Origin of the sequence: Kosakonia radicincitans DSM 16656 (assembly GCF_000280495.2) — a bacterium.
Lineage (GTDB): Bacteria > Pseudomonadota > Gammaproteobacteria > Enterobacterales > Enterobacteriaceae > Kosakonia > Kosakonia radicincitans.
In genome coordinates this window covers 5,044,755-5,070,939 of record NZ_CP018016.1, presented here as the reverse complement: position 1 = coordinate 5,070,939, position 26,185 = coordinate 5,044,755, and the positions used below count along the sequence as shown (strand labels likewise).

Sequence of the window (26,185 nt, the reverse complement as noted above, 5' to 3'; positions counted from 1 at the left end):
TATATTCTCTTTTTATTGCCTAAAATTCTGAGTAACTGTGTGACGATGTATTTCCCCGACCAGCCGCAAATGGTGGCGCTATTGAAAGAACTGGCTCCGCAGGAGGGCTACAATCTGACGGCGCTCGCGGATATCCGTATTCTGCGATCCGATCGCCCGCTTGCCAGAACGCCCGTCCTCTACGACCCCGGCATTGTCATTGTCTGCCAGGGCAGTAAACGCGGCTATTTCGGCGAGCAGCTCTACCTTTATGATGAACAGCATTATCTGGCCGTTTCGGTTCCGGTGCCTTTTGTGATGGAAACCGAGGCTTCTGCCGAACGCCCGTTGCTGGCTATCTATATGCATCTCGATTTTCAGGTCGCGGCAGAGTTGTTACTCCATATTGAGCAGCAGGGAGCCACGCATGCAGCGGCTGCGCCGCAAAGTATGATGTCCAGCCCGATGGACGGCGGGATGCGGAAATCGGTATTGCGGTTGCTGGAGGCGCTAAGCTCCCCGCTGGAGGCGTCGGTCCTTGGGCCAGCGCTGGTGCGCGAGCTCTATTTTCGCGTATTAACCGGGGCGCAGGGGCATGCCATGCGTTCCGCGCTGGCGCTGCAGGGGCAATTCGGCAGGATTTGTAAGGTGCTACGGCATATTCATGCTGCGTATCATCAACCGCTGAGCCTGAGACAACTGGCAGACGAGGCGGGGATGAGCGTGCCCACATTTCATAGCCATTTCAAAACGATGACGCACATGCCACCAATGCAGTATGTCAAATCAGTGCGGCTGCACCAGGCGCGAATGTTGATGGTTCGCCAGGAGATGACGGCTGCCGCAGCCAGCTATGCGGTGGGGTATGAAAGCCCGTCACAATTTAATCGCGAGTTCAAACGGTTGTTTGGTCTGCCGCCTGCGCAAGAAGTGCAGAGAATGCAGCAGAGTTTCGCCGTCCCGCCGCCGCATCCGGCTTCTGACTTTATCTCTTCGCACTGAGTTTTTGAGCCGCTTACCAGAACTGCATGTAATGCGAATGTAATGCTATATTGCATTACACATTCTCTTTTTACCGGAGGCATAATGGCCACGCTAAATGTACGACTGGATGACAATCTCAAGGAAGAGGCCTGGACCGTGCTGGAAAAACTCAATATCACGCCGACGGAAGCTGTTCGTATGCTGTTTCAGTATGTGGCGGAAAATGGACGTATGCCGATTAAGACCGTGACGGTGAGCGACGATGAAGAAGCGCTGTTGAAAATCGTCAGGGAGCGGCTGGCAAATCCGCAGAAAGGCATCAGGGTTAATCTGGATGACCTATGAACTGGTCTTTGATCCGCGGGCATACCGGGAGTGGGAAAAGCTGGGGGAGACAGTAAGAGCGCAATTCAAAAAGAAACTTGCGGACGTTCTGGTTCAACCACGGATTGAGGCTGCCGACTGCATGACTTTCCGGATTGCTATAAGATCAAACTCAGGTCGTCTGGCTACCGGCTGATTTATCAGGTTCGCGATAACGTTGTGACGGTGTTTGTTATCGCTGTGGGAAAGCGAGAAAAGGCGGCCGCTTACCGGCACGCCCGTAAGCGGTTGTAGCGGTATTCACCGCAAGTGATGCACAACCTGGTTGCTGCTGCCGCGCCAGATCAGCATCGGGTCTTTCAGATCCTGAACGAATTTGCCGTCAATCAGCACGTTGATCAGGGCCACCACCTCAAGCTGGGCGGTATTCAGTTCATCCATTTTGTAACCGGTCCACACCCAGATATCTTTGCCGGGGCATTCGGCGCGAATGCGGGTTACCAGCTTTAAAATGTCCGGCACGTTCTGCGGATGCAGCGGATCGCCGCCGGAGAGCGAAATGCCCTGGCGTTTAACGCGCGTATCGTTGAGATCGGCGATGATGCGATCTTCCATCTCCGGCGTAAATGGAACACCGGAATTGAGCCGCCACGTGCTTTTGTTGTAACAGCCGGGGCATTCGTGTACGCAGCCGGAGACGAACAGGGTGCAGCGGGTGCCGGGGCCATTAACAATATCTACAGGGTAGTATTGGTGGTAATTCATTTTTCCTCGTCGCATTTGGCGCTGTAGCTGCGTTGGCCGCTCGAGCGCACCCGGGTCACTTACTGGAGTAAGCTCCCCGGGATTTACTCGTTTGCCGCCTTGCTACAACGTCAACTGCTTAGAGGAAACGCATCAGACGGAAAATTGTAGCGGCAGAAAACGTAGGCCCGATAAGCGTAGCGCCATCGGGCAATCAGCTACGGTGGCCTCATTGACCGTGTGCCCGGCGCGGGTAAACGTCATTCACCGGGCAACGGAGGTGTTAACCGAGTTGCCCGTTACCGAGGTGTTTCACGCGGCGTTTAACTTCTTCCTGTTTACCGGCGTTAAACGGACGCGCATCCGGGCTGCCGAGATAACCGCAAACGCGGCGCGTGACCGAAACGCGCGCGGCGTCGTGGTTGCCGCATTTCGGGCAGGTGAAGCCTTTACTGGTGCACTCAAACTCGCCGGTAAAACCGCACTCGTAACACTCATCAATGGGCGTATTGGTGCCGTAATACGGTACGTGCTGATAGCTGTAATCCCAGACATCTTCCAGCGCCCGCAGGTTGTGCTGAATGTTCGGATACTCGCCGTAGCAGATAAAACCGCCACTGGCCAAAGGCGGATACGGCGCTTCGAAATCGATCTTGTCGTACGGGTTAACCTTTTTCTCGACGTCGAGGTGGAAGCTGTTGGTGTAGTAGCCTTTGTCGGTCACTCCATCCACGACACCAAACTCAGCGGTATCAAGGCGGCAGAAGCGGTCACACAGGTTCTCGCTCGGCGTGCTGTAGAGGCTGAAGCCGTAGCCGGTCTCTTCTTTCCACTGATCGACCGCCTGGCGCAGGCGTTCGACAATCGCCACGCCTTTAGCCCGCAGCGCTTCGCTGTCGTAAATATGCTTGTTGCCCGAGAGCGCATTGATGGTTTCGTGAATGCCGATGTAGCCCAGTGAAATCGACGCGCGACCATTTTTGAAAATAGAGGAAATATCGTCATCCGCTTTCAGACGTACGCCACACGCGCCTTCCATGTAAAGGATTGGCGCCACGCGCGCTTTCACACCTTCCAGACGGGCGATACGAGTCATCAGCGCTTTACGCGCCAGTTCCAGGCGGCTGTCGAGCAGTTTCCAGAACGCCGCTTCGTTGCCTTTCGCTTCCAGCGCAATGCGTGGCAGGTTCAGGCTGATAACGCCCAGGTTATTACGCCCGTCGTGGATCTGCTCGCCGTTCTCTTCATAGACGCCGAGGAAGCTGCGACAGCCCATTGGCGTTTTGAACGAACCGGTGACCTTAACCACTTGATCGTAGTTCAGAATATCCGGATACATACGCTTGCTTGCGCACTCAAGCGCCAGCTGCTTGATGTCATAATTCGGATCGTCAAACTTATGATTCAGACCGTCACGGATGGCGAACACCAGTTTCGGGAACACGGCGGTTTTGCGGTTTTTACCCAGACCTGCAATACGGTTACGCAGAATGGATTGCTGAATCAGACGGGATTCCCAACTGGTACCCAGGCCGAAACCAAAGGTGACGAACGGCGTCTGACCGTTAGCGGTGTGCAGCGTGTTGACTTCATATTCCAGCGACTGGAACGCGTCGTAACACTCTTTCTCGGTGCGGCTGTGGGCGTAGCCGTCAGCGTCCGGAATCTGCCACTCTTCCGCTACCTTGCGATGTTTTTTGAAGCTGGCGGTGACAAACGGCGCCAGCACTTCATCGATACGGTTAATGGTGGTACCGCCGTAAATATGGCTGGCGACCTGGGCGATGATCTGCGCGGTGACGGCGGTCGCGGTCGAGATCGATTTCGGTGGCTCGATCTCCGCGTTACCCATTTTAAAGCCGTGCGTCAGCATGCCTTTCAGATCGATCAGCATGCAGTTGAACATCGGGAAGAACGGCGAGTAATCCAGATCGTGATAGTGGATTTCACCGCGTTCGTGGGCCAGCACGACATCGCGCGGCAGCAAGTGCTGACGGGCATAGTGTTTGGCAACAATCCCCGCCAGCAAATCGCGCTGCGTCGGGATCACTTTACTGTCTTTGTTGGCGTTCTCGTTCAGCAGCGCCGAGTTGGTCTGCTCGACAAGCCCGCGAATATCCTGGTTCAGGCGGCCACGTTTTTCACGCGCGATATCGCGATCGTGGCGATATTCGATATAGGCGCGCGCCAGTTGTTTGTACGGCCCGGACATCAACTGGTTTTCAACGGCCGTCTGGATCTCGCTGATATCAACCTGCGACCGATCCTGCATTTGACGACTGATTACGTCTGCGACGGTGGCGCAATAATCTGCGTCATCGACTCCCGCTGCTTTAGCTGCACGCAAAATCGCTTCTTGAATGCGCTCTGATTTGAAAGGCACTTTACAGCCATCTCGTTTCATCACATGCGGTGTCATGATTACTCCATTTTAAAAAACAGGTTATCCACAATGGAAGACGCACTGATGGCTTAGCTATTCATTACTAAAACCAATGAGTTTGTCTCGTTTTGGCCCGCGTTATCCACAATGTGTATAGCTTCCCGTGGGGGCGGCTTGTTTGAATAGTAGACGGAAAATACAAGATGTTGGGCCGGAGAGCATTCTAATTTCTATATATAGTGATTTGCATCAAACATGTTTGCGTTTTTATTGACTCAGGACAAAGTAAAAATTGGATAGCACAGAGGACGGGCACCCTGGCGGAATGTAAATTTTAGCGTTCTCCTTTTGACTAAAAATGCAACAAAAACAGCAGGCTTATGCCTGCTGTTGTGTTTGCGTTTAGTAGAATAAGTCTAAGACTGTCGCCACCACACGGCCTCGAACGGCCGAAGTACCATGTCGCCAGGTTTTGCGGAGACTTCAGCATAGTTGCTGATCACAACCTGCCAGTCGCCGGGCATCTCTTCCGGATGCCACGGTTGAAATGTGTTGCTCAGATTAGCAATAACCAGCAGCGTTTCGCTCTGCCACTGGCGGCGGTAACACCACAGATACTGATGCGTGGGCAGCAGATCCTGATAATCGCCCCAGGTGAGCAGCGGCAGTGTTTTACGCAGACGGATGAGTTTCTGGTAGGTATAAAACACTGAGCCCGGATCGCTGATGGCCTTCTCAACGTTGATTTCACGGTAGTTGTCGCACAGGCCAATCCACGGGTCGCCAGTGGTGAAGCCGGCATTTTTGCGGGCGCTCCACTGCATCGGCGTACGGCTGTTGTCGCGGGATTTACTGGCCAGAATCGCCAGCAGTTCTTCCGCCTCACGTCCGGCGGCGCGCTGCTCAGCAAACATATTGTGGCTTTCGATGTCGCGGTAATCGGTAATGCGGGAAAAGTGCGGGTTGGTCATGCCAATCTCTTCGCCCTGATAGATATAGGGCGTGCCCTGCATGCCGTGCAAAATCATCGCCAGCATTTTGGCAGACGGAACGCGCAGCATGCCTTCATCGCCAAAGCGTGACGCAACGCGCGGCTGATCGTGGTTACACCAGAACAGCGCATTCCATGCGACGTTATGCATCCCCTGCTGCCAGTGGCGGAACAGCGCTTTCAGCGCTGCATAATCCGGCCGGGCAAGAACCCATTTTTCGCCGTTGGGGTAGTCCACCTTCAGGTGGTGAAAATTAAAGGTCATCGACAGTTCACTGCCGTCCAGCGCGCCATAGCGCTTACAGTTCGCCAGCGAGGTAGAGGACATTTCACCCACCGTCATCAGTTCGCGCGGCTGGAAAACCTCGCGGCTCATCTCCTGCAGAAATTCGTGCGCCCGCGGGCCATCAGTATAAAAGCGTCGCCCGTCCCCGTCGTGATCGTCCGGGAAATCCTGCTCTTTGGAGATTAAATTGATGACATCGAGACGTAAACCGTCAACGCCGCGATCCGCCCAGAAAGCGCAGACCTCTTTTAGCGCGTCGCGGACTGCCGGGTTTTCCCAGTTGAGATCGGCCTGCTCCGGCGCAAAAAGGTGCAAATAGTACTGGCCGCTCTGGCTGTGCCAGCGCCACGCGCTGCCGCCGAATTTGGAACGCCAGTTGTTTGGTGGTACGTCCGGTTCGCCGTCGCGCCAGATATAGAAATTGCGGTAAGGGCTGGTGGGATCCTGCGCCTCCTGAAACCAGGCGTGCTGCGTTGAGGTGTGATTGAACACCATATCCAGAATCAGGCGTATTCCGCGTTGGTGCGCCTGTGCTACCAGTTCGTCAAAGTCTTCCAGCGTACCGTAAGCGGGGTCAATCGCGGTGTAATTCGCTACGTCGTAACCATTGTCGATTTGTGGGGAAATGTAGAACGGTGTCAGCCAGATGGCATCCACACCCAGGGTTTGCAAATAGTCGAGGCGGGCGATAACGCCGCGTAAATCACCGGTACCGCTGCCGGTCGAGTCCTGAAAACTTTTTGGGTAAATCTGATAAATGACGCCGTTTTGCCACCAATGGGGAAGGGTATTCATAGCAATTCCTGCGAAAACAAAGGGGGCGCAAACGCGCCCCAAACATTACACAATCTGCAAAGTGCCTTGACGGAACTTGCGCTGATAAACAAAGGAAGTGAGGGCAATAGGGATCACCACGGCGATGGCCATCGCAAGCGTAAAGACCTGCCAGTAGGTGGGTTGAATGGAGAGAATGCCCGGCAAACCGCCGACGCCGATACCGTTCGCCATTACGCCGTTCAGACCGCACAGCAACCCGGCGAAGCCGGAGCCAACCATGGCGCACAGCATCGGGAAGCGGTATTTCAGGTTAATGCCGTACATCGCAGGTTCGGTGACGCCTAAAAAGGCGGAGATGGCGGCAGGCACGGAAACCTCGCGTTCATTTTGTTTACGGCTGGCGATGATGATACCGACCACTGCTGACCCCTGAGCGATATTGGAAAGCGCAATCAGCGGCCATACCGGCGTTCCGCCCATGCTCTGGATCATCTGCATATCGATCGCCAGCGTGGTTTGATGTACGCCAGTGATAACCAGCGGCGCATAGAGAAAACCAAACAGCGCGGCGCCAATCGGGGCAAAGCTTCCGGTCATCAGATGACGAACCGTATAAGCCACGCCATCGCCAATCATGCGGCCGAACGGGCCGATAAAGGCGTGGGCGAGGAACACCGCCAGGATTAACGAGCAGACCGGTACGACCACCAGATAGAGGTAATCCGGCACCAGGCGTTTTAAGCGCGTTTCAATCACGCCCAGCATCAGACCCGCCAGCAGCGCCGGGATAACCTGCGCCTGATAACCGACTTTGGCGATGGTAAACAGGCCGAAATTCCATGCTTCCGGCGTTTGCGAACCCAGCAGATAGGCATTCATCAGCTGCGGTGACACCAGCGTTATGCCCAGTACGATCCCGAGGATCGGCGTTCCGCCCATTTTGCGCACCGCTGACCAGCAGATGCCAACCGGCAAATAGAAGAAAATCGCTTCGCCAATCAGCCACAGGAAGTCGTAGACCGTTTTCAGCGACGGGAACATCTGCGCCAGCGTCTGGCCATTGCTCATCGGCACATCGCCGATCACATTACGAAAACCGAGAACCAGGCCTCCGCTGATCAGCGCCGGGAGAAGCGGGAAAAAGATCTCAGCAAAATGAGAGATCAGGCGCTCGTGCCATTTCATATTTTGCCGCGCCGCCAGCTTGGCCTGCTCTTTATCAGCATGCGCCAGGCCGGTGGCTTCGCGCAGCGCCTGATAGTAGTCGCCAACGTTGGTGCCGATCACCACCTGAAACTGTCCGGCATTGGTGAAACAGCCTTTAACCATCGGCAACTGCTCAATCTCTTGCGGGTTGGCCGCTGCCGGATTGTTCAACACGAAGCGTAACCGCGTAATACAGTGGCTGACAGTAGCGATGTTTTCGCGTCCGCCCACCAGTGCGATCAACTTCTCAATATCTGATTGATTTACTTTGCCCATCAAGGTGCCTCTCGAAGGAGAAATGATGCGTAATGACCGGAGCAAAGCGTAACCAGGAGCAAAAAAATAGAAAATGGGAACGTTCCCGAAACCGGGCGAGGATCACAATAAACCGTACGGCACAATCAGGCGAGTCTGGCGGGGATCACAATTTGCCGTAAATCAGCGCGACCATTAACTTGTTCTATTAACTGGGCAGCGGCCTGGCGGCCTGCCTGGGCATAGCCGGGATCGACGGTAACAATTTCCGGATGCAAAAACTTCATCAACGGCGTATTACCGACGCTGGCAAGTTGCAGGTTTTCGATGCGCTGTTGCTGCAAGTATTTGCTGGCACCAAGCGCCAGCGTATCGGTAGCGCACAGTAGCGCGGTGGTTTGCGGCGTCAGCACCTCAGCAACATGGTCGTAACCCTGCTTCATAGCAAGACCAGGCAGCACAGAGAGTGGTTCAAGCTGGTATTGCTGGCAGCATGCCAGATAAGCATCGTGGCGGCGTTTGCCGGTCGTGACATCGCTGTGCGGCACGCCGATAAAGCTGATATGGCGATGGCCCTGAGCGTAGAGTTTTTCCATTAATAGCTCAATGGCGCCTTCGTCGTCGTAACAAACCGAAGAAAAACCGTTCGCGTCGCGCGCCAGCAGTACCAACGATGACTGCCAGGAGGCCAGCAGCTCTTCGGTAATACCGGTAAAACCAAACAGCACGACGCCGTCAATATTGCGGTGGCTCAGCATCTGCAAATGCTCGCCGACCAGTTCCGGCGAAAACTGGCTCTCCATCATGATCGGGTCGTAACCCTGTTCGTAGAAGGCGGGGAGCATGGTCTGTACCGCAAGGTTTTCCGACAGGGAATCGAGACGCGAGACGATAATCGCCACTACTTTGTCGCTTTGCCCGCGCATGGCGCGTGCGGAACGGGAAGGGGAGAAACCGTGTTGATTGACGATGGCCTCCACTTTTTCGCGTGTCCGCTGGCTCACGCCGCTTTCATTATTCAGCACGCGGGAGACGGTGGATTTCCCCACCCCGCTTAAGCGCGCAATGTCTTTGATTGTCAGCCGGTTTTGCATGCGTCCTGTCCTGTTCCTTATTAAGGCGGATTGCAGAATAAAGGAGTTTCGTTCAGGTTCCAACCGCTCAGCAATGAGCAAAGTCTGGTTTATGCGCTTTGTGCGGCTAAATATCGTTGCGTATACGTTTGGTTTAATTCAGCGGGGCTATGATACCGCCACGTAATCATACGAATGCAATTCTTACCCTTACTTACCGGAGGCCAGATGGATCCCGATCCCACACCTCTCCCGCGATGGAGAACTGTTTCCCGGTAAGCCTGCTTTTGCTGCCTTACCGGATGCGTAAGGCAGCGACGTTATTGTCCCTGCCCAAACAGAAACGCCTGCTGGCGCGGCGTTGCCACGTCACTTGCGTAAAATTTACACCCATCATTCATGCTGCATCGAGGCGGCCAGGTATTGAATTCCTCGCTTAGCGCCTGGGTTCGCCGCCGCGATTGGGTCTGAAAGATGATGTGCAGAAGGCACCCGCGCGATGCGGGGGCAAGGATATGACTATGCTGAAAAACTTCACCCGGCAGCTCTTCGCTCGCCTGAACCGCCATTTACCGCGTCGCCTGGTACAGCGCGATCCGCTGCCCGGCGTACAGACCGTTAACCACGGCGATATTCCCGCGTCGATGGGCGAACGCTGCCTGTCGATTGCTGCAATGGAGCCGACACTGCTGTGGCAAACTTTTGCCAGCCACCCGGAAGGGCTCACTGAGCAGGAAGTGGCGCAGGCGCGTGAAACGCACGGTGAAAACCTGATCCCGGCGCAGAAACCGTCACCGTGGTGGGTTCATCTGTGGATCTGCTACCGCAACCCGTTCAACCTGCTGCTCACCTGCCTTGGGGTGATCTCCTATGCTTCGGAAGATCTGTTCGCCGCTGGTGTGATTGCGCTGATGGTGGCGATTTCCACTCTGCTCAACTTCCTGCAAGAAGCGCGTTCCACCAAAGCGGCAGATGCGCTGAAAGCGATGGTCAGCAACACCGCGACGGTGCTGCGGGTGGTGAATGAAAAGGGCGAGAATAGCTGGTGCGAGATCCCGATCGATCAACTGGTACCGGGCGATATCGTCAAGCTGGCGGCGGGCGACATGATCCCGGCGGATCTGCGCGTCTTGCAGGCGCGGGATCTGTTCGTTGCTCAGGCTTCGCTGACCGGTGAATCCCTGCCGGTAGAAAAAGTGGCGATCAGCCGCCAGACGGCGCAGAAAAACCCGCTTGAGTGCGACACGCTGTGCTTTATGGGCACCAATGTGGTGAGCGGAACCGCGCAGGCCATGGTGATTGGCACCGGCGGCAACACCTGGTTCGGGCAACTGGCCGGGCGCGTCAGCGAACAGGAAAGCGAACCGAACGCCTTTCAGAAAGGGATCAGCCGCGTCAGCATGCTGCTGATCCGCTTTATGCTGGTGATGACGCCGATCGTTTTGTTGATCAACGGCTTTACCAAAGGTGACTGGTGGGAAGCAGCGCTGTTTGCCCTCTCGGTTGCCGTTGGCCTGACGCCGGAAATGTTGCCGATGATTGTGACCTCGACGCTGGCGCGCGGGGCGGTGAAACTGTCAAAACAGAAAGTGATCGTTAAACATCTGGATGCGATCCAGAACTTTGGCGCGATGGATATTCTGTGTACCGACAAAACCGGCACTCTGACGCAGGATAAGATCGTGCTGGAAACGCACACCGACATCAGCGGCAAAGTCAGCGAATGGGTGCTGCACAGCGCATGGCTGAACAGCCACTACCAGACCGGGTTGAAAAACCTGCTGGATACCGCTGTGCTGGAAGGCGTCGATGCGGAAGCGGCGCAGACGCTCTCTTCGGACTGGCGCAAAGTGGATGAGATCCCGTTTGATTTTGAACGCCGCCGGATGTCGGTGGTGGTCGCCCAGCAGGCGGATGTACATCAACTGATCTGCAAAGGCGCGCTAACGGAAATTATCAGTGTGTGCTCGCAGGTCCGCTTTAATGGCGAGATTGTCCCGCTGGATGACACCATGCTGCGGCGCATTGAACGCGTCACCAGCACCCTGAACCGTCAGGGGCTGCGCGTGGTGGCGGTGGCGACCAAATACCTGCCCGCGCGCACGGGAGATTATCAGCGTGCGGATGAGTCGGATCTGATCCTCGAAGGCTACATTGCGTTCCTCGATCCGCCGAAAGAAACTACCGCTCCGGCGCTGAAAGCGCTGAAAGCCAGCGGCATCACCGTTAAGATCCTCACCGGCGACAGCGAACTGGTGGCGGCTAAAGTGTGTCATGAAGTCGGGCTGGAAGTGGGTGATGCGCTGACCGGCAGCGAAATCGAACATATGAGCGATGATGAACTGGCGCAGATGGCGAAACATATCACGCTGTTTGCCCGCCTGACGCCGCTGCACAAAGAGCGCATTGTTCGCTTGCTGAAACGCGAAGGACATGTGGTCGGTTTTATGGGCGACGGCATTAACGATGCCCCGGCGCTGCGTGCGGCAGATATCGGTATTTCCGTGGATAGCGCGGTCGATATTGCCCGCGAAGCCGCCGATATCATCCTGCTGGAAAAGAGCCTGATGGTGCTGGAAGAAGGCGTTATTGAAGGGCGGCGGACCTTCGCCAACATGCTGAAATACATCAAAATGACGGCAAGTTCTAACTTTGGTAACGTCTTCAGCGTGCTGGTGGCGAGCGCCTTCCTGCCGTTCCTGCCGATGCTGCCATTGCACTTACTGATTCAGAACCTGCTGTACGATGTGTCGCAGGTGGCGATCCCGTTTGATAACGTTGACGACGAACAAATTGCCAAACCGCAGCGCTGGAACCCGGCAGATCTCGGGCGTTTTATGATCTTCTTCGGGCCGATCAGTTCGATCTTCGACATCGTGACCTTCTGCGTGATGTGGTGGGTATTCAAAGCCAATGTGCCGGAAGCGCAAACCCTGTTCCAGTCTGGCTGGTTTGTGGTTGGTTTACTGTCGCAAACGCTGATTGTGCATATGATCCGTACCCGTCGCGTGCCGTTTATCCAGAGCCGCGCCGCATGGCCGCTGATTGCCATGACGCTGATGGTGATTTGCGTCGGCATTGCGCTGCCGTTCTCGCCGCTGGCGAGCTACCTGCAATTGCAGGCGCTGCCGCTGAGCTACTTCCCGTGGCTGGTAGCGATTCTGGCTGGTTACATGACGCTGACCCAGTGGGTGAAAGGTTTTTACAGCCGTCGCTATGGCTGGCAGTAACCCGTTAATTGCCCGGTGGCGCTTCGCTTATCGTGTTGCGTTCGGTGGGGAAAAAGTCGTTTTGCCGCGTTGCGTGCCGGATGACGGCGGGCTTAGCTGAGGTGCGGAGTGTTACAGGCCGGATGGCGACTCGCTTATCCGGCCTGCAAACTGGCGTGCCGGATACGTTTACGCAGCCACCCGGTATGCGGATTAGCGACGTACGGCGATCGCTTCAATCTCGATTTTCACATCTTTCGGCAGGCGTGCCACTTCCACGCAGGAACGCGCCGGGAAGGTAGCGTTATGCTCGGCGAAAAAGGCTTCGTAAGTGGCGTTAACGGTGGCGAAATCGTTCAGATCTTTCACAAACACGGTGGTTTTCACAATGTCGCCCACTTTCAGGCCGGCGGCCTCGACGATCGCTTTCACGTTGTCGAGAGACTGGCGCGCCTGCGCAGCGACATCTTCCGGCACGCTACCGGTTGTCGGATCGACCGGGATCTGGCCGGAGGTGAGGATCATATTGCCGAGATCAACAGCCTGCACATAAGGGCCGATGGCAGCTGGCGCATTTTCCGTCGCGATAACTTTAGTCATGATGTTTCCTGAATATCAGCGGTAATAAGGTGGCGGTCATTATACACGTTATCGCACAGACCGCCTCTTTACTGGCCGGGCGTTAATTGGCCAGCACGACGTGATGCGAGAACTCTTTCTCGCAGTATTTGCACTTCAGCGCGATATCCTGCTCGCGTTGTTTCACCGCAAAGCTGGAAGTGACCGGCTCGGCATGGCTGATGCAGTTGCTGTTCGGGCACACCAGTACGCCATTGATGCGTTCCGGCAGGCTCGGGCGCGATTTGCCCACCACTTCATACTCATCAATCCGGTTAACGGTGGCCTGCGGCGCATACAGCGCCAGCTGGTTGACCTGCTCATCGGTGAGAAACGTGTTCTCTATTTTGATCAAATCCTTGCGGCCCATTTCGCCGGACGGCAGGTTAAGGCCGATGGTAATGCGCTGGTCAGTTTCCGTCAGTTTGAACAGCGTCAGCAGCTTGAACCCGACGCGGGCAGGGATGTGGTCAATCACGGTGCCGCGTTTAATGGCTTCGACCTGAAGTTTATTATCGTGTGTCATTGTCGTTTCCCCCTTACAGAGCCAAATCGCGATTGAGAACCAGCGCCAGCAGAGCCTGGCGGGCGAAAATACCGTTGCCAGCCTGCTGGAAATACCAGGCGTGCGGCGTTTTATCAACGTCGGTGGTGATCTCGTCAACGCGCGGCAGCGGATGCAGCACCTTCATATTGCTGCGTGCGCCGGTCAGATCGCTGGCGCGCAAAACAAACTGCGCTTTGACGTTGGCGTATTCCGACGGGTCCAGACGCTCTTTCTGTACGCGGGTCATATAAAGAATATCCACTTCCGCCATCACCTCTTCGATGCTGGCATGCACGCTCCAGGCCATTCCTTTCTCGTCGAGCATATCCAGAATGTACTGCGGCATTGCCAGCGCATCCGGGGCGATAAAGTAGAAGCGGTTGCCGCTGAATTTTGCCAGCGCCTGCGCCAGTGAATGCACAGTGCGGCCATATTTCAGGTCACCGACCATGGCGATATGCAGGTTTTCAAGACGCCCTTGCGTCTCCTGGATGGTGAAGAGATCGAGCAGCGTTTGCGTCGGATGTTGGTTGGCGCCGTCGCCAGCGTTCAGCACCGGAATACCGCCGGAAAATTCGGTTGCCAGACGCGCAGCGCCCTCCTGCGGGTGGCGCATCACGATGGCATCCACATAGGTGCTGATAACCGAAATAGTGTCTGCCAGCGTTTCGCCCTTCTTACCCAGCGAGGTGTTGCTGCTGTCGGAAAAGCCGACCACGCTCGCGCCGAGACGGTGCATGGAGGTTTCAAATGACAGACGCGTACGGGTGGAGGCTTCAAAGAAGCAACTGGCGATCACTTTATGCTTGAGCAGCTCTGGCTGGGGGTTGGCCTTCAGTCGTGCGGCGGTGTTAAGCACCAGTTCCAGTTCTTCGCGGCTGAGATCGTTTATGGAAATGATATGTTTCTGATATAGCGGATTAGCCATGGTTATCTCCTGACGACTGCGCAAAAAAAAGCCCCTCAATAGAGGGGCTGTGGAATAGGGTTCGCAACGGGAAAGAAAAACGGCAGGCCAGCGCCCTTTTTCAGACGCGGTAAGACAGTTTGTCGTACACACTGGACCATGCTTCCTCCCGGCAAATTGTCCCGGATTATACGCAGCTGCTTTTTTGGATCAAGCGATTGATGCACATTTTACGCAGTGCAAACGGTTCTCTTTGAATATTAATGCGTTCTAAGTAGATAATTAATTTGTTTATGCACTAACGCCGTATGCTTTACCTCTCTGGGCGCAACCCAGACAATGCTGCTCCCCGCCACGACGCCGAGGATTTCCGGCAACTGGTGATAATCCAGAATGCGTGCCACGGCGCGGCCATATCCGGCCACGGTGTGAATAAGGATAAATTCGCTATTATGCTCGACGCTGACCACCATTTCGGAGACCGTGCGGGCGGCGTCCGGCACCGGGCGCAGCTGCGGATTCAGCGCATAAATTTTTTGTCCTTTGGCGTTGCGGATTTTTATCACGCCGAGCAGTTTCAACAGGCGGGACACGGTGGACTGGCTAATAGCGTCAAAACCGTGGTACTGCAAATCGCGACGGATCGCTTCCTGCGAAAGGTAGCTTTTTTCGCTAATCAGTCGCTGGCAAACGGCTAATTGAAGCTGCTCTTTCGGTGAATAATCTCCATATTCCATCATCTTTTTTCCCGTATCAGTTGCCGAAACAAAATGCCCGGCAGCTCAACGCCTGCCGGGCCTGGTTACTCTATGCACGGCCGGTTAGGCGTTGAGCCACCCGACGTGTTACAGCAGGGCCCCAAGGCTCAGCGCCGCCATGATCACCACGGTCAATATCGCCAACAGCGGAGCAACCCACTTCAGATAACGGACGTAAGGAACATGGGCGATAGCCAGCCCCCCCATTACCACAGCGGAAGTCGGGGTTACCAGGTTGACGATGCCGGACGCGGATTGATAAGCGGTGACGACCAGGTCACGGTTGACGTTAGCGAAATCGGCCAGAGGCGCCATTATCGGCATCGTCAGAACCGCAAGGCCGGAAGAAGAGGGCACGAGAAACGACAACACCACTTCCAGCCAGTACATAACGTTAATAAACGCGACGGTGGATAACCCGCTGACCATGTCTTCGGCACTGTGCAAAATAGTATGAGTAATCATACCCTTATCCATGATTACTACGATACCGCGGGCAATTCCAATAATCAGCGCTACGCCCAGCAGATCCCGTGCGCCGTTGATAAATGTCGACGTCAGCTCCTCTTCGCTCATACGGTCTATCAGACCAACGATAATTGCGCTCGCCAGGAACACCGCCGAGATCTGCGCCATCCACCAACCCAGCACAGCGACGCCATAAATCATCACCACAAAGGCCAGCGCGAAAATCACCAGGATCAGCTTCCGAAGCGGCGTAAATTCGAGCATCTCCGCGGATTTGTTCCCAAGGAAGAAGGCCCGATCCTCATCCTGCTTATCTGCGACGATCGACAGTGCCGGGTTCGCGCGGACTTTGCGGGCATAGCGCATTACCCAGCCGACGCAAATCACCCAACCGATGACCAGCAGCGCTAAACGCAGGACGATGCCGTGGGTGAACGGGATCCCGGCGGCGTTGGCGGCGATCACTGTGGCAAACGGGTTGATGGTTGATCCGAGCGTGCCGATCCCCGCGCCGAGCAGAACGGTGGATGCGGCGACGACCGGATCAAAACGGGCGGCAAGCATAACGGGAACCAACAGCGTATAAAACGGCAATGACTCTTCGGCCATGCCATAGATGGTGCCGCCAGCGGCAAACAGCGCCATCAGGATCGGGATCATCCACTCTTCGTGGCCGCGTAAGCGCGTGGTGACGCGCTCGATCCCGGCGTCGATGGCGCCTGTTTTGGTGACGATGCCCAGAAAGCCACCGATGATCAGAATAAACAACGCCACGTCGATAGCGCCCGCCTGTCCGGTATCCGGATCGTACAGACCGCTAATCGGTGCCATGATCACCGCGATAAGCCCCTGCGGTTGCGCGGTAACGTGCGCATAGGTTCCGGCAACGGGCACCTCTTTGCCGAGCGCGGGGTTCATCGCCATATGATACTGACCCGCAGGAATGATCCAACTGAGCGCGGCGACAATGGCAATCAACACAAAGAGAATGGTGTAAGCGGAAGGGAATTTGAACTTGCCCATGATGTGCTCCTTAACCCCGGCACACCCCGTGATGTGCCGGGGGAGTGGTTAGTCGCCGAGTGTCGCCACCATAACCGCTTTGATGGTATGCATCCGGTTTTCAGCTTCGTCAAAGACGATGGAGTTCGGCGATTCGAAAACCTCTTCCGTGACTTCCAGCCCTTTCAGGCCGTAGGCCATTTCGATCTCGCCGCCCACTTTGGTGTGCTCGTTATGGAATGCGGGCAGACAGTGCATAAATTTCACCTGCGGATTGCCGGTGGCTTTCACCACCGCGCTATTGACCTGATAGGGTTTCATCAGGCTGACGCGCTCGGACCAGGCCTCTTTCGGTTCGCCCATCGACACCCACACATCGGTATAGAGGAAATCCACGCCCTGCACGCCTTCTTCCACCTCTTCGGTGAGCATGATGCGCGCACCGGTTTCACGGGCGATGGACTGGCATTGCTCAACCAACGCGGCTTCCGGCCAGAACGACCTCGGCGCGACCAGCCGGATATCCATGCCCATCTTTGCCGCGCCGACCATCAGCGAGTTACCCATGTTGTTGCGCGCATCGCCGAGGTAGGCAAAACGCAGTTCCGACAGGCGTTTGCCCGGCGCGTGTTCGAGCATGGTCATCAGATCGGCAAGGATCTGCGTCGGGTGAAACTCGTTGGTCAGCCCGTTCCATACGGGAACACCGGCATACTGGCCCAGCTCTTCCACAATTTGCTGGCCATAACCGCGATATTCGATGCCGTCATACATGCGTCCCAGCACGCGTGCTGTGTCTTTCATTGACTCTTTATGACCGATCTGTGAACCGCTCGGCCCGAGATAGGTCACCTGCGCGCCCTGATCGAAAGCGCCCACTTCGAACGCGCAGCGGGTGCGGGTGGAGGTTTTTTCAAAAATCAGCGCGATGTTTTTGCCAACCAGCGTTTTTTTCTCACAGCCCGCTTTTTTGTCAGCTTTCAACCGGATAGCAAGATCGATCAGGTACTGGATTTCCGCCGGTGTGTAATCGAGCAGTTTGAGAAAGTTACGATTTTTCAAATTGATACTCATGAGATCTTCCTTTTTAAATCAGTGACGAATTAAGGTGCCTTTATCCCCGGCAAGAATGGCCGGGCCATCCACCAGTGCGCCAATGCCCGCGATGCCGTTGCAGGCCTCGACAAACTGGCGGCAGGCGGCGACTTTCGGCCCCATCGAGCCTGCGTCGAACTGCATCTCTTGCAACATTTCCGGGGTTACCTGCGCCAACGGACGCTGCGTGGGTTTGCCCCAGTCGAGATACACCGCGTCGGCATCGGTGAGGATCAGCAGAGCGTCCGCTTCGATTTGCCGTGCCAGCAGCGCCGCCGACAGGTCTTTGTCGATCACCGCTTCAATGCCGTGGTAGCCGTTGGCGTTTTCCACCACTGGTACGCCACCTCCGCCATTGCAAATGACCAGATGATCGCGGTTTATCAGCGCACTGATTGCGTCGCTCTCGACAATGCGTTTGGGCTGCGGGGAGGGAACCACGCGGCGGAAGTAGTGGCCATCTGCCTTAAAGACCCAGCCTTTTTCCTGCTGCAGCGCATGGGCTTGCGCTTCGCTGTAAACCGGGCCGATGTATTTGGTGGGGTTGGTGAATGCCGGGTCGGCCGGATCCACTTCCACTTGCGTGAGCAGTACGCTGACCTCTCGTTGCGGCAGGATGTTTTTCAGCGACTGTTGCAGCATGTAGCCGATCATCCCCTGGCTTTCGGCGCCAAGAATGTCGAGCGGGTAGGGCGTGACTTTGTCGTAAGCGCTGTTTTGCAGCGCCAGCAGACCAACCTGCGGCCCGTTGCCGTGTACCAGCACCACTCGCCACTGCTCGGTCAGCCCGGCGATGGTGCGCGCGGCAAGATCAATGTTCTGGCGCTGAATGTTCGCTTCCAGCGGTTCACCGCGTTTCAGCAGTGCGTTGCCGCCGAGTGCGACAACCAGCGTAGGTTTTCTTTCCATGATGGCTCCTTCAAATTCCGTCGCGTTCCAGTGGGCAGCTCATGCAGCGTGCACCGCCGCGCCCGCGTCCCAGCTCATCGCCAGGAATGGGCAGCACGGTGATCCCGGCTTTGTCATATTTTTCGTTAGTCCAGATATTGCGTTCGTAACCCACCACCACGCCGGGGCGCAGCGTGAGGACGTTGTTGGCGTCATTCCACTGTTCGCGTTCGGCTTCGAAGGCATCGCCGCCGGTGGTGATGAGCCGTATCTGGTCAATGCCGAGCGCTTTCTCAATGGCGTGCAGCAGATCGTTCTCCTGCGTGCGTTGCAGGCCGCCGCGTCCGTCCGGGGTGAGCGTCCAGCAATGTGCGTCTTTGCGCACCACTTCCGGGTAGACGGAGAAGGTGTCAATATCGATATGCGTCATCACGGTATCGAGATGCATACAGGAGCGGTGTTTGGGGAGTTCGACGACGATAACCCGTTCAGCCTGGCGATGTTTGAACAGGCTGTTGGCAAGAAACTCAACGCCCTGCGGCGTGGTACGTTCTGACAAGCCAATTAATACCGCGCCGCGACCGATCACTAATACGTCGCCGCCTTCTAAAGTGGCATGGTCATAATTAATATTCTCGTCGCCAAAGTATTTAATAAATTCACCGTCAGCGAAGGCCGGATGCCAGCGATAAATTGCGCGCAGATTATTTGTTTCGCGCTGACGAGCTGGTTTGGCCATTGGGTTAATCGATACGCCGTTATAAATCCAGCAGGATGTATCGCGGGTAAATAAATGGTTGGGCAACGGCTTCATAATAAAATCATTCGCCGTGTGGATATCCACCACCATATTTTTAATAAATGCCGGGATTTCTCCGTAGGTTAATCCGCCGCTGAGCCGCCGCGCCAGCTCGCGATGCGGCATATCTGCCAGCCAGCTGCGTACGTCTGCGGCGAAGGCGGGGCCAAGGCGATAGTCGGAGATCTGCATGTCCAGCAACCAGGCTTTCGCCTCAGCAATATCAAGCGTTTGTGTCAGAAGGTCGGTTAACAGCAGGACTTCCACACCCTGCTCGCGCAGCGTGTTTGCGAAGGCGTCGTGCTCTTCGCCGGCGCGCTCGACCGATAACACATCATCAAATAATAATTCCTGGCAATTCGATGGGGTTAAACGTTTCAGACTTAAATTGGGGCGATGCAGCATAACGCTTCGCAATTGACCTATTTCAGAACCGACGTAGTGCTTTTCCATAATTATTCCTTTAACTGTTTTTTAAGAATAAAAAGGGGGCGCGCGATGAAATCTTTTTAATTTCTTCGCGGGTTAATGGTTGTTAATTTCACGGCTCATAGTAGAAGTCGTATGAATTAATAATGTGATTGTGCTCACGTCGGATGGGATATTAAAGGGCTGTTGTTCGAATGCATGATTCGCGTCAGAGAATAGATAATTAGCCTTATTATAAAGATGAATGGCTACGCATTAATGGCTGATATTATTCACGGTTGTTATAATTTTGTAGACATGTATGGATTTCATTGATGTGTAACGCCTTGATTTTTATGCGCTAATAGTAATGATTAGAATAAATATGCAAAATAGTGAATAAACCAGTTTCACAAGCGGGTGAAAAGGGAAATAACCAGTGAATTAGCACGCAAATAAGCGAAGCGTCAAAGTGTGATTCAGGGAAGGTTTTTTAAATAATATATTAAATATCAGTAGTTAACAGATGGTTCGCTGTTCCCGCTGACCAGGTTTATGCATTATCACTGCATAAACTCCGCCTGAGGATTAACAGGCATATAACATATTTTCCGATAAACATGCGTTGTCACAAATCTCCCGTAAAAAGTGGTGGTATGGAAGTGTGAATTTTCGTATAAACATTTAAAAATGAAACGATGTTTTATATCGAGGGTTAAATCATGATCGTTGGTAATATTCACCATCTGCAATCCTGGCTGCCGCAGGAATTGCGCCAGGCTATTGAACACGTTAAACAGCATGTCACCGATGCGACGGCGATCGGCAAACACGACATCGACGGTAACCGCCTGTTTTATCTCATCTCTGAGGATTCGACTCAGCCATTCGCCGAGCGCCGCGCGGAGTATCACGCGCGCTATCTGGATATTCAGATCGTCCTGAAAGGCCAGGAAGGGATGACCTTCAGCACCTTGCCTGCGGGCGCACCGGATACTGACTGGCTGGCTGATAAAGACATTGCGTTTTTGCCGGAAGGCGGCGAGGAAAAAACCGTGGTGCTAAGCGAAGGGGATTTTGTCGTTTTCTGGCCAGGCGAAGTACATAAACCGCTGTGTGCGATCAATGCACCTGCGAAAGTGCGCAAAGCGGTGGTGAAGCTGCTGGTTGCCTGATAATGCTCCCTCACCCCTGCGGGTGAGGGGCAAAACTTACTGGCTGAGCGTTGCCACCATCACGGCTTTGATGGTGTGCATCCGGTTTTCCGCCTGGTCGAATACCACGCTTGCTGGTGATTCAAACACTTCATCGGTGACTTCCATACCGCCGTGCAGGCCAAATTCTTCCGCCATTTTCTTGCCGAGCGTGGTTTGATCGTCATGGAAGGCCGGCAGACAGTGCAGGAATTTCACCTGCGGGTTGCCGGTCAGCGACAGCATCATGCTGTTCACCTGGTAAGGACGCAGTAGCGCGATGCGTTCAGCCCATTTCTCTTTGGCTTCACCCATCGATACCCAGACATCGGTATAGATGAAATCTGCGCCCTTCACGCCAGCGGCGACATCTTCTGTCAGCAGAATATTGCCACCGTTTTTCACTGCCAGCGCGGTGCACTCCGCCACCAGGCTGGCATCCGGCCAGCAGGCCTTCGGCGCAACAAGACGCAGATCCAGGCCGACCAGCGCCGCCGCTTCCAGCATGGAGTTGCCCATATTGTTGCGCGCATCGCCGGCGTAGACCAGCGTCATCTGGTTGAACGGTTTGCCCGGCAGGTGCTCGCGCATGGTCAGCAGATCCGCCAGCAGTTGCGTCGGGTGGAACTCATTGGTTAAACCGTTCCACACCGGCACGCCTGCATATTGCGCCAGCGTTTCGACAATCTCCTGGCCGTAGCCGCGATATTGAATGCCGTCGTACATACGACCCAGTACGCGCGCGGTATCTTTAATCGATTCTTTATGGCCGATCTGGCTGCCGCTTGGCCCAAGATAAGTAACGCGGGCACCCTGATCGTATGCGGCAACTTCGAAAGAGCATCGGGTGCGGGTAGAGTCTTTTTCGAAGATGAGCGCGATGTTTTTGCCGGTAAGTTTCTGCACTTCCTGGCCTTTTTTCTTATCAGCTTTTAATTGCGAGGCGAGTTGCAGCAGGGCATTGATTTCCGCAGGTGTAAAATCGAGCAGTTTCAAAAAATGTTTCTGGTAAAACGCAGACATGTTTTCCTCACATGGCTAAGGCCACTTGTTGAATTAAAATTCAATTTATATGTATGAATATGCATTTGCAACCCCGGCGGATAAATCTTTTCGGCGAGGAGTGGAGGCAACGGCGGCGGTGTGTGACAATAAGTGTATCTGCCACATTATGAGGAACGAGCCATGGCGAACCCGGAACACCTGGAAGAGCAGCGCGAAGAGACGCGTTTGATTATTGAAGAATTGCTGGAAGACGGCAGCGATCCTGAAGCGCTGTACACCATTGAGCATCATCTGTCGGCAGATGATTTTGAGACGCTGGAAAAAGCTGCCGTTGAAGCGTTCAAGCTGGGTTATGAAGTGACTGAGCCGGAAGAGCTGGAGCTGGACGAAGGTGAAGTGGTGATTTGCTGCGACGTTCTGAGCGAATGCGCGCTGAACGCCGAGCTTATCGACACGCAAGTTGAACAGCTGATCAACCTCGCGGAGAAAATCGGCGTTGAGTACGACGGTTGGGGGACTTACTACGAAGATCCTGACGGTGAAGAAGGCGAAGACGGCGAAGAAGGTGACGACGACGATTACGTCGATGAAGAAGACAACGGCGTGCGCCACTGAGTGACCGTTGCGGCAGCGCCTGCTGCCGCAAAGCAAGGAACCGCCATGGATTACCCGCAAATACTCGCCCCGGTTTTAGATTTTCTCCACTGCCCGACACCCAACGCCTGGATAGAAAAAGCCCGCGACCCGGCCATGCTGCCGCTGCTGCTGACCGACCACATGATCTGCGAACTGAAAGCGGCGCAAACCGCCATGCTGCTGGTACGCAAATATGTGGCGGATAAAGCCGGTTCGGATGCGCTACTGGAGTGGCTGAAACCCTACGAAGCCTTCGCCTTCCGCGAAGGGCCGGAACCGGATTTTGTCGCCCTGCATAAACAGATCGGCAAAAGCGTCATGCCGCAGACCGACGATGCCTGGGGACGCCAGCTTATCGACAGCATGGTGCTGCTGATTAAAGAGGAGCTGCACCATTTCTGGCAGGTGCGGGAAGCGATGAACGCCCGTAATATTCCCTACGTCAAAATCACCGCCAGCCGTTATGCCAAAGGCATGCTGAAAGAGGTTCGCACTCATGAGCCGCTCACTTTGGTCGATAAGCTCATTTGCGGCGCTTACATTGAAGCCCGATCCTGCGAACGTTTTGCCGCGCTGGCGCCGTGGCTGGAGGCGGATTTGCAGAGCTTTTATCTGTCGCTGCTGCGTTCAGAGGCGCGTCACTATCAGGATTATCTGGCGCTGGCACAACAGATTTCTACTGTCGATATCAGCCCGCGCGTGCGCCATTTTGGCGAAGTGGAAGCGGCGCTGATCTCAACACCGGATACGGAGTTCCGTTTTCACAGCGGCGTGCCGGTGTAATCCAACGTTAAGGGAACAAAGGATGAACTGGACGCACGTATTGATGGCGGCGTATGCCGGTGCGGCGATAACCATTGTCACCGGGCTGATGCGAAAAAAAGGGTGGCTAAGTAAGGGCAGCGCGGCAGTACTGGTGGCGGTATTTATCGCCCTGTGGAATTTTATCGACATCCGCTATTTGCAGGCGCAAAAAAATGCGCAAACCGCCGAGGCGCGGTTTGATGCGATGGTGCAGCGAGTTCCCACCTGGCAATTAATGGCCGAACACGAACCGAAGCTGTTTAGCGAGCTGCGTAACCAGGTGGTGGTGCTGATGAAAGCCGGTGCCAATGAGCAAAAAATTATCGACACCATCCAGCCCCGGTTTAGCGCTTTGCAAATGCAGCGTATGCCGCTGGCGTCAGATCAACTGGTGGTCGCGGAAACGCGTGTGTTGATCGATCAAACGGTAGAAATGCAAAAAATCAGCGATGATGCCTGCTTTCGTTTCCATTATCCGGAGGTAAAAGGCGGCGTTAACCCGGTGGCGCTTAACTCGCGCGAGACGCTGAAACGCCGTCTGGACACCGATTACGCCATGCTACAGGCGACCTACGGGCCGGATAAGCACACCATTACGCCACAAGAAGAGAAGCAGGCGCAGGCGGATCTCGAACCGATTGTGCGTCAGCTCTACAGCAAATACGGGGAGGATGTGCAATTGCTCAACCATCCGGATAAGGCGTCTGGCAAGGAGAAAGTGGTTTGCGACATGATGCTGGAGATTTTGAACGGGGTGCAGGCGCTGCCGCAGGAGCGGGCAGCTGGTCTGTATCGTTCATTAATGCTTGAGGCGAGCCGCTCGTAATCAGCATTCGGAGCGGGTGCGCTACCCGCTCGTTTACCGTTACAGCGTTTTCAGCATGCGCACTTCGCAGTCAACATGACCGGTGCAGCCCAGCGGCCCGTCGATATGTTCGAACCCCAGATGTTCATACAGGCCTATGGCGTCGGTTAAAAACGCGGTCGTTTCCAGGTAACAGCGAGTAAAGCCCTGCGTACGGGCGTGATCCATCGCCATCAGCGCCAGCTTTTTCGCCAGCCCCTGACCACGTGCGGCGGGAAGGAAATACATCTTTTGCAGTTCGCAAATATCCGGCTCGCTACATTTTAGCGGCGCAACGCCGCCTCCGCCCACGACCTCGCCATTCAGTTCGACGACCCAATAGGCGTAACCCGGCTTGCTATAAAGCTGATAAAGCTCATCCAGTTCAGGGTCGGCAACGGTGTAGCCTTTATCGGCGGTGAGGCCATATTCCGCCGATACCTGGCGGATCACAGATGCGATTGCGGCATTGTCTGTTGCAGCAATTCGGCGCATTTTTACCTCTACCGGAGCGGTCACATTCATCTCTGCTCTCTGTTAGGTTACTTTTTCACGTGATCACGCTTAATACCACTCTCACAGCAATCTGGCAAGACCAGGAATATTGGTCGCTATTTTTTTATCCGTAAGCTATTTAAACTTGAGGCTGGAAATAACTATTCCGTAACATTTTTACGTCTTATTAGGCTGTGCTTTTCTTTTTTGCGATAAGGATTGTTATGACTTTCGATACTCAGGATTCCGCGACAACGCCGGTACGCCATTTCCTTTTTCAGGGAAGTGGTAGAGGCTATTTTCTGATCTGGCTGATTAATATTCTGCTAACCATGATAACGCTGGGGTTATATTTGCCATGGGCGTTAGTCCGCGCCCGCCGTTATTTCTACGCCAATACTGAACTGGCTGGTGCGCGTTTTTCTTACCACGCGACCGGGCGTTCGGTATTTGTTGGCTGGCTGTGCATGCTGGTGCTGTATGCGGTTTTCATCATTAACATGGTGCATGGCAATATTGTTCTGCAACTGTGCATGATGGCGTTATTCCTGATCTTTTTCCCGTGGTTGATTACTCAGGGCCTGCGTTATCAATTTCTGATGACGGAAATTAACGGCGTCCGCTTTAGTTTTTACGCCAGCCCGCTGCGTGCGTGGTGGGTGATGATGGGCTGCCCGCTGCTGATTGTGGCTGCTGCCATTATTGTGTTTTCATTCTTTACCACCTCGGCGCTGAGTAGCGGTTCGTATACCGCTATTTTCACCATGATTGGCGCTGGTACCCTGGTATTATTGCTGGGCGTGGCGATAATGCAGGGCGTATATACTGCCCAGTGGTTTGGTATGCTGGTGAATAATCTGCAATACGGTAAGCTGAAATTCTCCGGCGAATTCGCAGTGAAAAAGTGCATCACCATTATTGTGCTGTCGATGCTGCTGTTTGTACCGTTTATTGCCATCGCGCTTTATGTCACTATCCCGGCTTTCTTTATGCTTTCACAATATGCTTATGCGGTGGGCGACAATCCGGAGCAACTGGCGATGCTGATGGGGCCGTTTTATGGCAAATTGATCTTCAGCTACCTGGTTTATATCGTCGGCGCGATCATTTGTTATATTTTCGCCTTTGTGAAGCTGCGTAATTACCTTTATAGCCAGTTGGCGCTGGAAGGGAATATTCGTTTCTCTTCCACGGTTACGCTGGGGCGCGTGTTCTGGATCTCCGTTACTAATTTGCTGGTGTGCTCGGTAACGCTGTTCCTGGCGTGGCCATGGGCGAACGTGCGTTTTACCCGCTATCTGCTGGAAAACACGCATTTGCACGGCGATCTGTCGTCATTACCGCTGGAGAACCACGATCAACACCCGGCGAAGGATCCGGCCAGCCTGCTGGCGCGCGGTCTGTCGTTCTACCCGGCGCTGTTCTGAGTTTATTGTGCCGGATGGCGGCTACGCCTTATCCGGCCTACAGGCAGCGTTGTGTTGGCCGAAACGTCGATTATCGGGAT

27 protein-coding genes and 1 pseudogene are annotated in these 26,185 nt (G+C 54.7%); 11 read left to right on the top strand and 17 right to left on the bottom strand.

What is annotated here, in order from left to right:
* The first annotated feature begins 45 nt into the window (after positions 1-45).
* From Y71_RS24310 to Y71_RS24300, 3 genes and pseudogenes are all read left to right on the top strand, one after another.
* On the top strand, positions 46-981 hold the full coding sequence (locus tag Y71_RS24310; protein WP_050998933.1) for an AraC family transcriptional regulator: 936 nt from the start codon (positions 46-48) through the stop codon (positions 979-981).
* 84 nt (positions 982-1,065) lie between these two features.
* Positions 1,066-1,308 carry a type II toxin-antitoxin system RelB/DinJ family antitoxin gene (locus tag Y71_RS24305; protein WP_007372820.1) on the top strand — a complete coding sequence of 81 codons (243 nt, stop codon included), beginning with the start codon at positions 1,066-1,068 and terminating at the stop codon, positions 1,306-1,308.
* Positions 1,298-1,581, top strand: a pseudogene (locus Y71_RS24300) (type II toxin-antitoxin system RelE family toxin). Before Y71_RS24305 ends, Y71_RS24300 begins: the two are co-directional and overlap by 11 nt.
* Before the next feature lie 6 nt (positions 1,582-1,587).
* Here the strand turns inward: Y71_RS24300 and nrdG are convergent.
* The 5 genes from nrdG to treR form a co-directional block, all read right to left on the bottom strand.
* The gene (nrdG, locus tag Y71_RS24295) at positions 1,588-2,052 is read right to left on the bottom strand and encodes an anaerobic ribonucleoside-triphosphate reductase-activating protein (RefSeq protein WP_007372821.1); all 465 of its coding nucleotides are present in this window, start codon (positions 2,050-2,052) and stop codon (positions 1,588-1,590) included.
* A gap of 262 nt (positions 2,053-2,314) precedes the next feature.
* Positions 2,315-4,450 (bottom strand): anaerobic ribonucleoside-triphosphate reductase, encoded by a 2,136-nt coding sequence (gene nrdD / locus Y71_RS24290; protein WP_007372822.1) that lies wholly within the window; start codon positions 4,448-4,450, stop codon positions 2,315-2,317.
* Positions 4,451-4,830: 380 nt separating this feature from the next.
* Positions 4,831-6,486 (bottom strand): alpha,alpha-phosphotrehalase, encoded by a 1,656-nt coding sequence (treC, locus tag Y71_RS24285; RefSeq protein WP_007372823.1) that lies wholly within the window; start codon positions 6,484-6,486, stop codon positions 4,831-4,833.
* A gap of 45 nt (positions 6,487-6,531) precedes the next feature.
* The gene (treB, locus tag Y71_RS24280) at positions 6,532-7,950 is read right to left on the bottom strand and encodes a PTS trehalose transporter subunit IIBC (RefSeq protein ID WP_007372824.1); all 1,419 of its coding nucleotides are present in this window, start codon (positions 7,948-7,950) and stop codon (positions 6,532-6,534) included.
* 125 nt (positions 7,951-8,075) lie between these two features.
* Positions 8,076-9,023, bottom strand: a complete 948-nt coding sequence (gene treR, locus Y71_RS24275) for a trehalose operon repressor TreR (protein ID WP_007372825.1) — start codon at positions 9,021-9,023, stop codon at positions 8,076-8,078.
* A 174-nt stretch (positions 9,024-9,197) separates the two neighbouring features.
* Between treR and mgtL the strand changes: the two genes are divergently transcribed.
* Both mgtL and mgtA read left to right on the top strand, forming a co-directional pair.
* Positions 9,198-9,281, top strand: a complete 84-nt coding sequence (gene mgtL / locus Y71_RS31045) for a mgtA regulatory leader peptide MgtL (protein ID WP_107147173.1) — start codon at positions 9,198-9,200, stop codon at positions 9,279-9,281.
* A 242-nt stretch (positions 9,282-9,523) separates the two neighbouring features.
* A complete protein-coding gene (mgtA, locus tag Y71_RS24270) occupies positions 9,524-12,232 on the top strand; it encodes a magnesium-translocating P-type ATPase (protein WP_007372828.1) in 2,709 nt (902 codons plus the stop codon).
* 192 nt (positions 12,233-12,424) lie between these two features.
* On the opposite strand, the gene ridA is transcribed toward mgtA, so the two are convergent.
* The 4 genes from ridA to Y71_RS24250 form a co-directional block, all read right to left on the bottom strand.
* Positions 12,425-12,811, bottom strand: coding sequence for a 2-iminobutanoate/2-iminopropanoate deaminase (ridA, locus tag Y71_RS24265; RefSeq protein ID WP_007372830.1), 387 nt, complete (start codon positions 12,809-12,811; stop codon positions 12,425-12,427).
* A gap of 82 nt (positions 12,812-12,893) precedes the next feature.
* A complete protein-coding gene (gene pyrI / locus Y71_RS24260) occupies positions 12,894-13,355 on the bottom strand; it encodes an aspartate carbamoyltransferase regulatory subunit (RefSeq protein ID WP_007372831.1) in 462 nt (153 codons plus the stop codon).
* A 13-nt stretch (positions 13,356-13,368) separates the two neighbouring features.
* Positions 13,369-14,304, bottom strand: a complete 936-nt coding sequence (pyrB, locus tag Y71_RS24255) for an aspartate carbamoyltransferase (RefSeq protein WP_007372832.1) — start codon at positions 14,302-14,304, stop codon at positions 13,369-13,371.
* Between the two features lie 35 nt (positions 14,305-14,339).
* Positions 14,340-14,444, bottom strand: coding sequence for a pyrBI operon leader peptide (locus tag Y71_RS24250; RefSeq protein WP_071532031.1), 105 nt, complete (start codon positions 14,442-14,444; stop codon positions 14,340-14,342).
* Here Y71_RS24250 and Y71_RS30195 point away from each other — a divergent pair.
* Positions 14,424-14,540 (top strand): hypothetical protein, encoded by a 117-nt coding sequence (locus Y71_RS30195; protein ID WP_090135648.1) that lies wholly within the window; start codon positions 14,424-14,426, stop codon positions 14,538-14,540. The genes Y71_RS24250 and Y71_RS30195 overlap by 21 nt on opposite strands.
* 3 nt (positions 14,541-14,543) lie before the next feature.
* Here Y71_RS30195 and Y71_RS24245 read toward each other — a convergent pair whose 3' ends face one another.
* The 5 genes from Y71_RS24245 to arcA form a co-directional block, all read right to left on the bottom strand.
* Positions 14,544-15,023 (bottom strand): arginine repressor, encoded by a 480-nt coding sequence (locus tag Y71_RS24245; RefSeq protein WP_007372833.1) that lies wholly within the window; start codon positions 15,021-15,023, stop codon positions 14,544-14,546.
* A gap of 105 nt (positions 15,024-15,128) precedes the next feature.
* The gene (locus Y71_RS24240) at positions 15,129-16,532 is read right to left on the bottom strand and encodes a YfcC family protein (RefSeq protein WP_007372834.1); all 1,404 of its coding nucleotides are present in this window, start codon (positions 16,530-16,532) and stop codon (positions 15,129-15,131) included.
* A 48-nt stretch (positions 16,533-16,580) separates the two neighbouring features.
* Positions 16,581-17,585, bottom strand: coding sequence for an ornithine carbamoyltransferase (gene argF / locus Y71_RS24235; RefSeq protein ID WP_007372835.1), 1,005 nt, complete (start codon positions 17,583-17,585; stop codon positions 16,581-16,583).
* Between the two features lie 18 nt (positions 17,586-17,603).
* Positions 17,604-18,515, bottom strand: a complete 912-nt coding sequence (arcC, locus tag Y71_RS24230; RefSeq protein WP_007372836.1) for a carbamate kinase — start codon at positions 18,513-18,515, stop codon at positions 17,604-17,606.
* 10 nt (positions 18,516-18,525) lie between these two features.
* Entirely contained in the window at positions 18,526-19,746 is a 1,221-nt protein-coding gene (gene arcA / locus Y71_RS24225; RefSeq protein WP_007372837.1) for an arginine deiminase, read from the bottom strand.
* A gap of 677 nt (positions 19,747-20,423) precedes the next feature.
* On the opposite strand from arcA, the gene Y71_RS24220 reads away from it, so the two are divergent.
* Entirely contained in the window at positions 20,424-20,876 is a 453-nt protein-coding gene (locus Y71_RS24220; protein ID WP_007372839.1) for a YhcH/YjgK/YiaL family protein, read from the top strand.
* A 36-nt stretch (positions 20,877-20,912) separates the two neighbouring features.
* On the opposite strand, the gene argF (Y71_RS24215) is transcribed toward Y71_RS24220, so the two are convergent.
* A complete protein-coding gene (argF, locus tag Y71_RS24215; protein ID WP_007372840.1) occupies positions 20,913-21,917 on the bottom strand; it encodes an ornithine carbamoyltransferase in 1,005 nt (334 codons plus the stop codon).
* On the bottom strand, positions 21,887-21,982 hold the full coding sequence (gene argL, locus Y71_RS31145) for a putative translational regulatory protein ArgL (protein ID WP_371813225.1): 96 nt from the start codon (positions 21,980-21,982) through the stop codon (positions 21,887-21,889). Before argL ends, argF (Y71_RS24215) begins: the two co-directional genes overlap by 31 nt.
* 97 nt (positions 21,983-22,079) lie before the next feature.
* On the opposite strand from argL, the gene rraB reads away from it, so the two are divergent.
* From rraB to Y71_RS24200, 3 genes are read left to right on the top strand one after another with little or no spacing between them, the layout of a single operon-like run.
* The gene (gene rraB, locus Y71_RS24210; RefSeq protein WP_007372841.1) at positions 22,080-22,514 is read left to right on the top strand and encodes a ribonuclease E inhibitor RraB; all 435 of its coding nucleotides are present in this window, start codon (positions 22,080-22,082) and stop codon (positions 22,512-22,514) included.
* Positions 22,515-22,559: 45 nt separating this feature from the next.
* Positions 22,560-23,318, top strand: a complete 759-nt coding sequence (gene miaE, locus Y71_RS24205; protein WP_007372842.1) for a tRNA isopentenyl-2-thiomethyl-A-37 hydroxylase MiaE — start codon at positions 22,560-22,562, stop codon at positions 23,316-23,318.
* Between the two features lie 22 nt (positions 23,319-23,340).
* A complete protein-coding gene (locus Y71_RS24200; RefSeq protein WP_007372843.1) occupies positions 23,341-24,165 on the top strand; it encodes a hypothetical protein in 825 nt (274 codons plus the stop codon).
* 39 nt (positions 24,166-24,204) lie between these two features.
* On the opposite strand, the gene Y71_RS24195 is transcribed toward Y71_RS24200, so the two are convergent.
* Positions 24,205-24,708, bottom strand: a complete 504-nt coding sequence (locus Y71_RS24195) for a GNAT family N-acetyltransferase (protein WP_007372844.1) — start codon at positions 24,706-24,708, stop codon at positions 24,205-24,207.
* 194 nt (positions 24,709-24,902) lie between these two features.
* Between Y71_RS24195 and Y71_RS24190 the strand changes: the two genes are divergently transcribed.
* Positions 24,903-26,105 (top strand): YjgN family protein, encoded by a 1,203-nt coding sequence (locus tag Y71_RS24190; RefSeq protein WP_007372845.1) that lies wholly within the window; start codon positions 24,903-24,905, stop codon positions 26,103-26,105.
* Positions 26,106-26,185: the final 80 nt, after the last annotated feature.

What these genes read in the sequence shown, in the direction of transcription:
- argF (WP_007372840.1), bottom strand. Translation starts at nt 21,917, where the DNA reads ATGTCTGCGTTTTACCAGAAACATTTTTTGAAACTGCTCGATTTTACA.
- pyrI (WP_007372831.1), bottom strand. Translation starts at nt 13,355, where the DNA reads ATGACACACGATAATAAACTTCAGGTCGAAGCCATTAAACGCGGCACC.
- mgtL (WP_107147173.1), top strand. Translation starts at nt 9,198, where the DNA reads ATGCAATTCTTACCCTTACTTACCGGAGGCCAGATGGATCCCGATCCC.
- argF (WP_007372835.1), bottom strand. Translation starts at nt 17,585, where the DNA reads ATGAGTATCAATTTGAAAAATCGTAACTTTCTCAAACTGCTCGATTAC.
- nrdG (WP_007372821.1), bottom strand. Translation starts at nt 2,052, where the DNA reads ATGAATTACCACCAATACTACCCTGTAGATATTGTTAATGGCCCCGGC.
- Y71_RS24200 (WP_007372843.1), top strand. Translation starts at nt 23,341, where the DNA reads ATGAACTGGACGCACGTATTGATGGCGGCGTATGCCGGTGCGGCGATA.
- nrdD (WP_007372822.1), bottom strand. Translation starts at nt 4,450, where the DNA reads ATGACACCGCATGTGATGAAACGAGATGGCTGTAAAGTGCCTTTCAAA.
- miaE (WP_007372842.1), top strand. Translation starts at nt 22,560, where the DNA reads ATGGATTACCCGCAAATACTCGCCCCGGTTTTAGATTTTCTCCACTGC.
- pyrB (WP_007372832.1), bottom strand. Translation starts at nt 14,304, where the DNA reads ATGGCTAATCCGCTATATCAGAAACATATCATTTCCATAAACGATCTC.
- Y71_RS24310 (WP_050998933.1), top strand. Translation starts at nt 46, where the DNA reads ATGTATTTCCCCGACCAGCCGCAAATGGTGGCGCTATTGAAAGAACTG.
- Y71_RS24250 (WP_071532031.1), bottom strand. Translation starts at nt 14,444, where the DNA reads ATGGTCCAGTGTGTACGACAAACTGTCTTACCGCGTCTGAAAAAGGGC.
- arcC (WP_007372836.1), bottom strand. Translation starts at nt 18,515, where the DNA reads ATGGAAAGAAAACCTACGCTGGTTGTCGCACTCGGCGGCAACGCACTG.
- mgtA (WP_007372828.1), top strand. Translation starts at nt 9,524, where the DNA reads ATGCTGAAAAACTTCACCCGGCAGCTCTTCGCTCGCCTGAACCGCCAT.
- Y71_RS24220 (WP_007372839.1), top strand. Translation starts at nt 20,424, where the DNA reads ATGATCGTTGGTAATATTCACCATCTGCAATCCTGGCTGCCGCAGGAA.
- rraB (WP_007372841.1), top strand. Translation starts at nt 22,080, where the DNA reads ATGGCGAACCCGGAACACCTGGAAGAGCAGCGCGAAGAGACGCGTTTG.
- Y71_RS24305 (WP_007372820.1), top strand. Translation starts at nt 1,066, where the DNA reads ATGGCCACGCTAAATGTACGACTGGATGACAATCTCAAGGAAGAGGCC.
- Y71_RS24195 (WP_007372844.1), bottom strand. Translation starts at nt 24,708, where the DNA reads ATGAATGTGACCGCTCCGGTAGAGGTAAAAATGCGCCGAATTGCTGCA.
- arcA (WP_007372837.1), bottom strand. Translation starts at nt 19,746, where the DNA reads ATGGAAAAGCACTACGTCGGTTCTGAAATAGGTCAATTGCGAAGCGTT.
- Y71_RS24245 (WP_007372833.1), bottom strand. Translation starts at nt 15,023, where the DNA reads ATGATGGAATATGGAGATTATTCACCGAAAGAGCAGCTTCAATTAGCC.
- ridA (WP_007372830.1), bottom strand. Translation starts at nt 12,811, where the DNA reads ATGACTAAAGTTATCGCGACGGAAAATGCGCCAGCTGCCATCGGCCCT.
- treB (WP_007372824.1), bottom strand. Translation starts at nt 7,950, where the DNA reads ATGGGCAAAGTAAATCAATCAGATATTGAGAAGTTGATCGCACTGGTG.
- Y71_RS24190 (WP_007372845.1), top strand. Translation starts at nt 24,903, where the DNA reads ATGACTTTCGATACTCAGGATTCCGCGACAACGCCGGTACGCCATTTC.
- treC (WP_007372823.1), bottom strand. Translation starts at nt 6,486, where the DNA reads ATGAATACCCTTCCCCATTGGTGGCAAAACGGCGTCATTTATCAGATT.
- argL (WP_371813225.1), bottom strand. Translation starts at nt 21,982, where the DNA reads ATGCATATTCATACATATAAATTGAATTTTAATTCAACAAGTGGCCTT.
- Y71_RS24240 (WP_007372834.1), bottom strand. Translation starts at nt 16,532, where the DNA reads ATGGGCAAGTTCAAATTCCCTTCCGCTTACACCATTCTCTTTGTGTTG.
- treR (WP_007372825.1), bottom strand. Translation starts at nt 9,023, where the DNA reads ATGCAAAACCGGCTGACAATCAAAGACATTGCGCGCTTAAGCGGGGTG.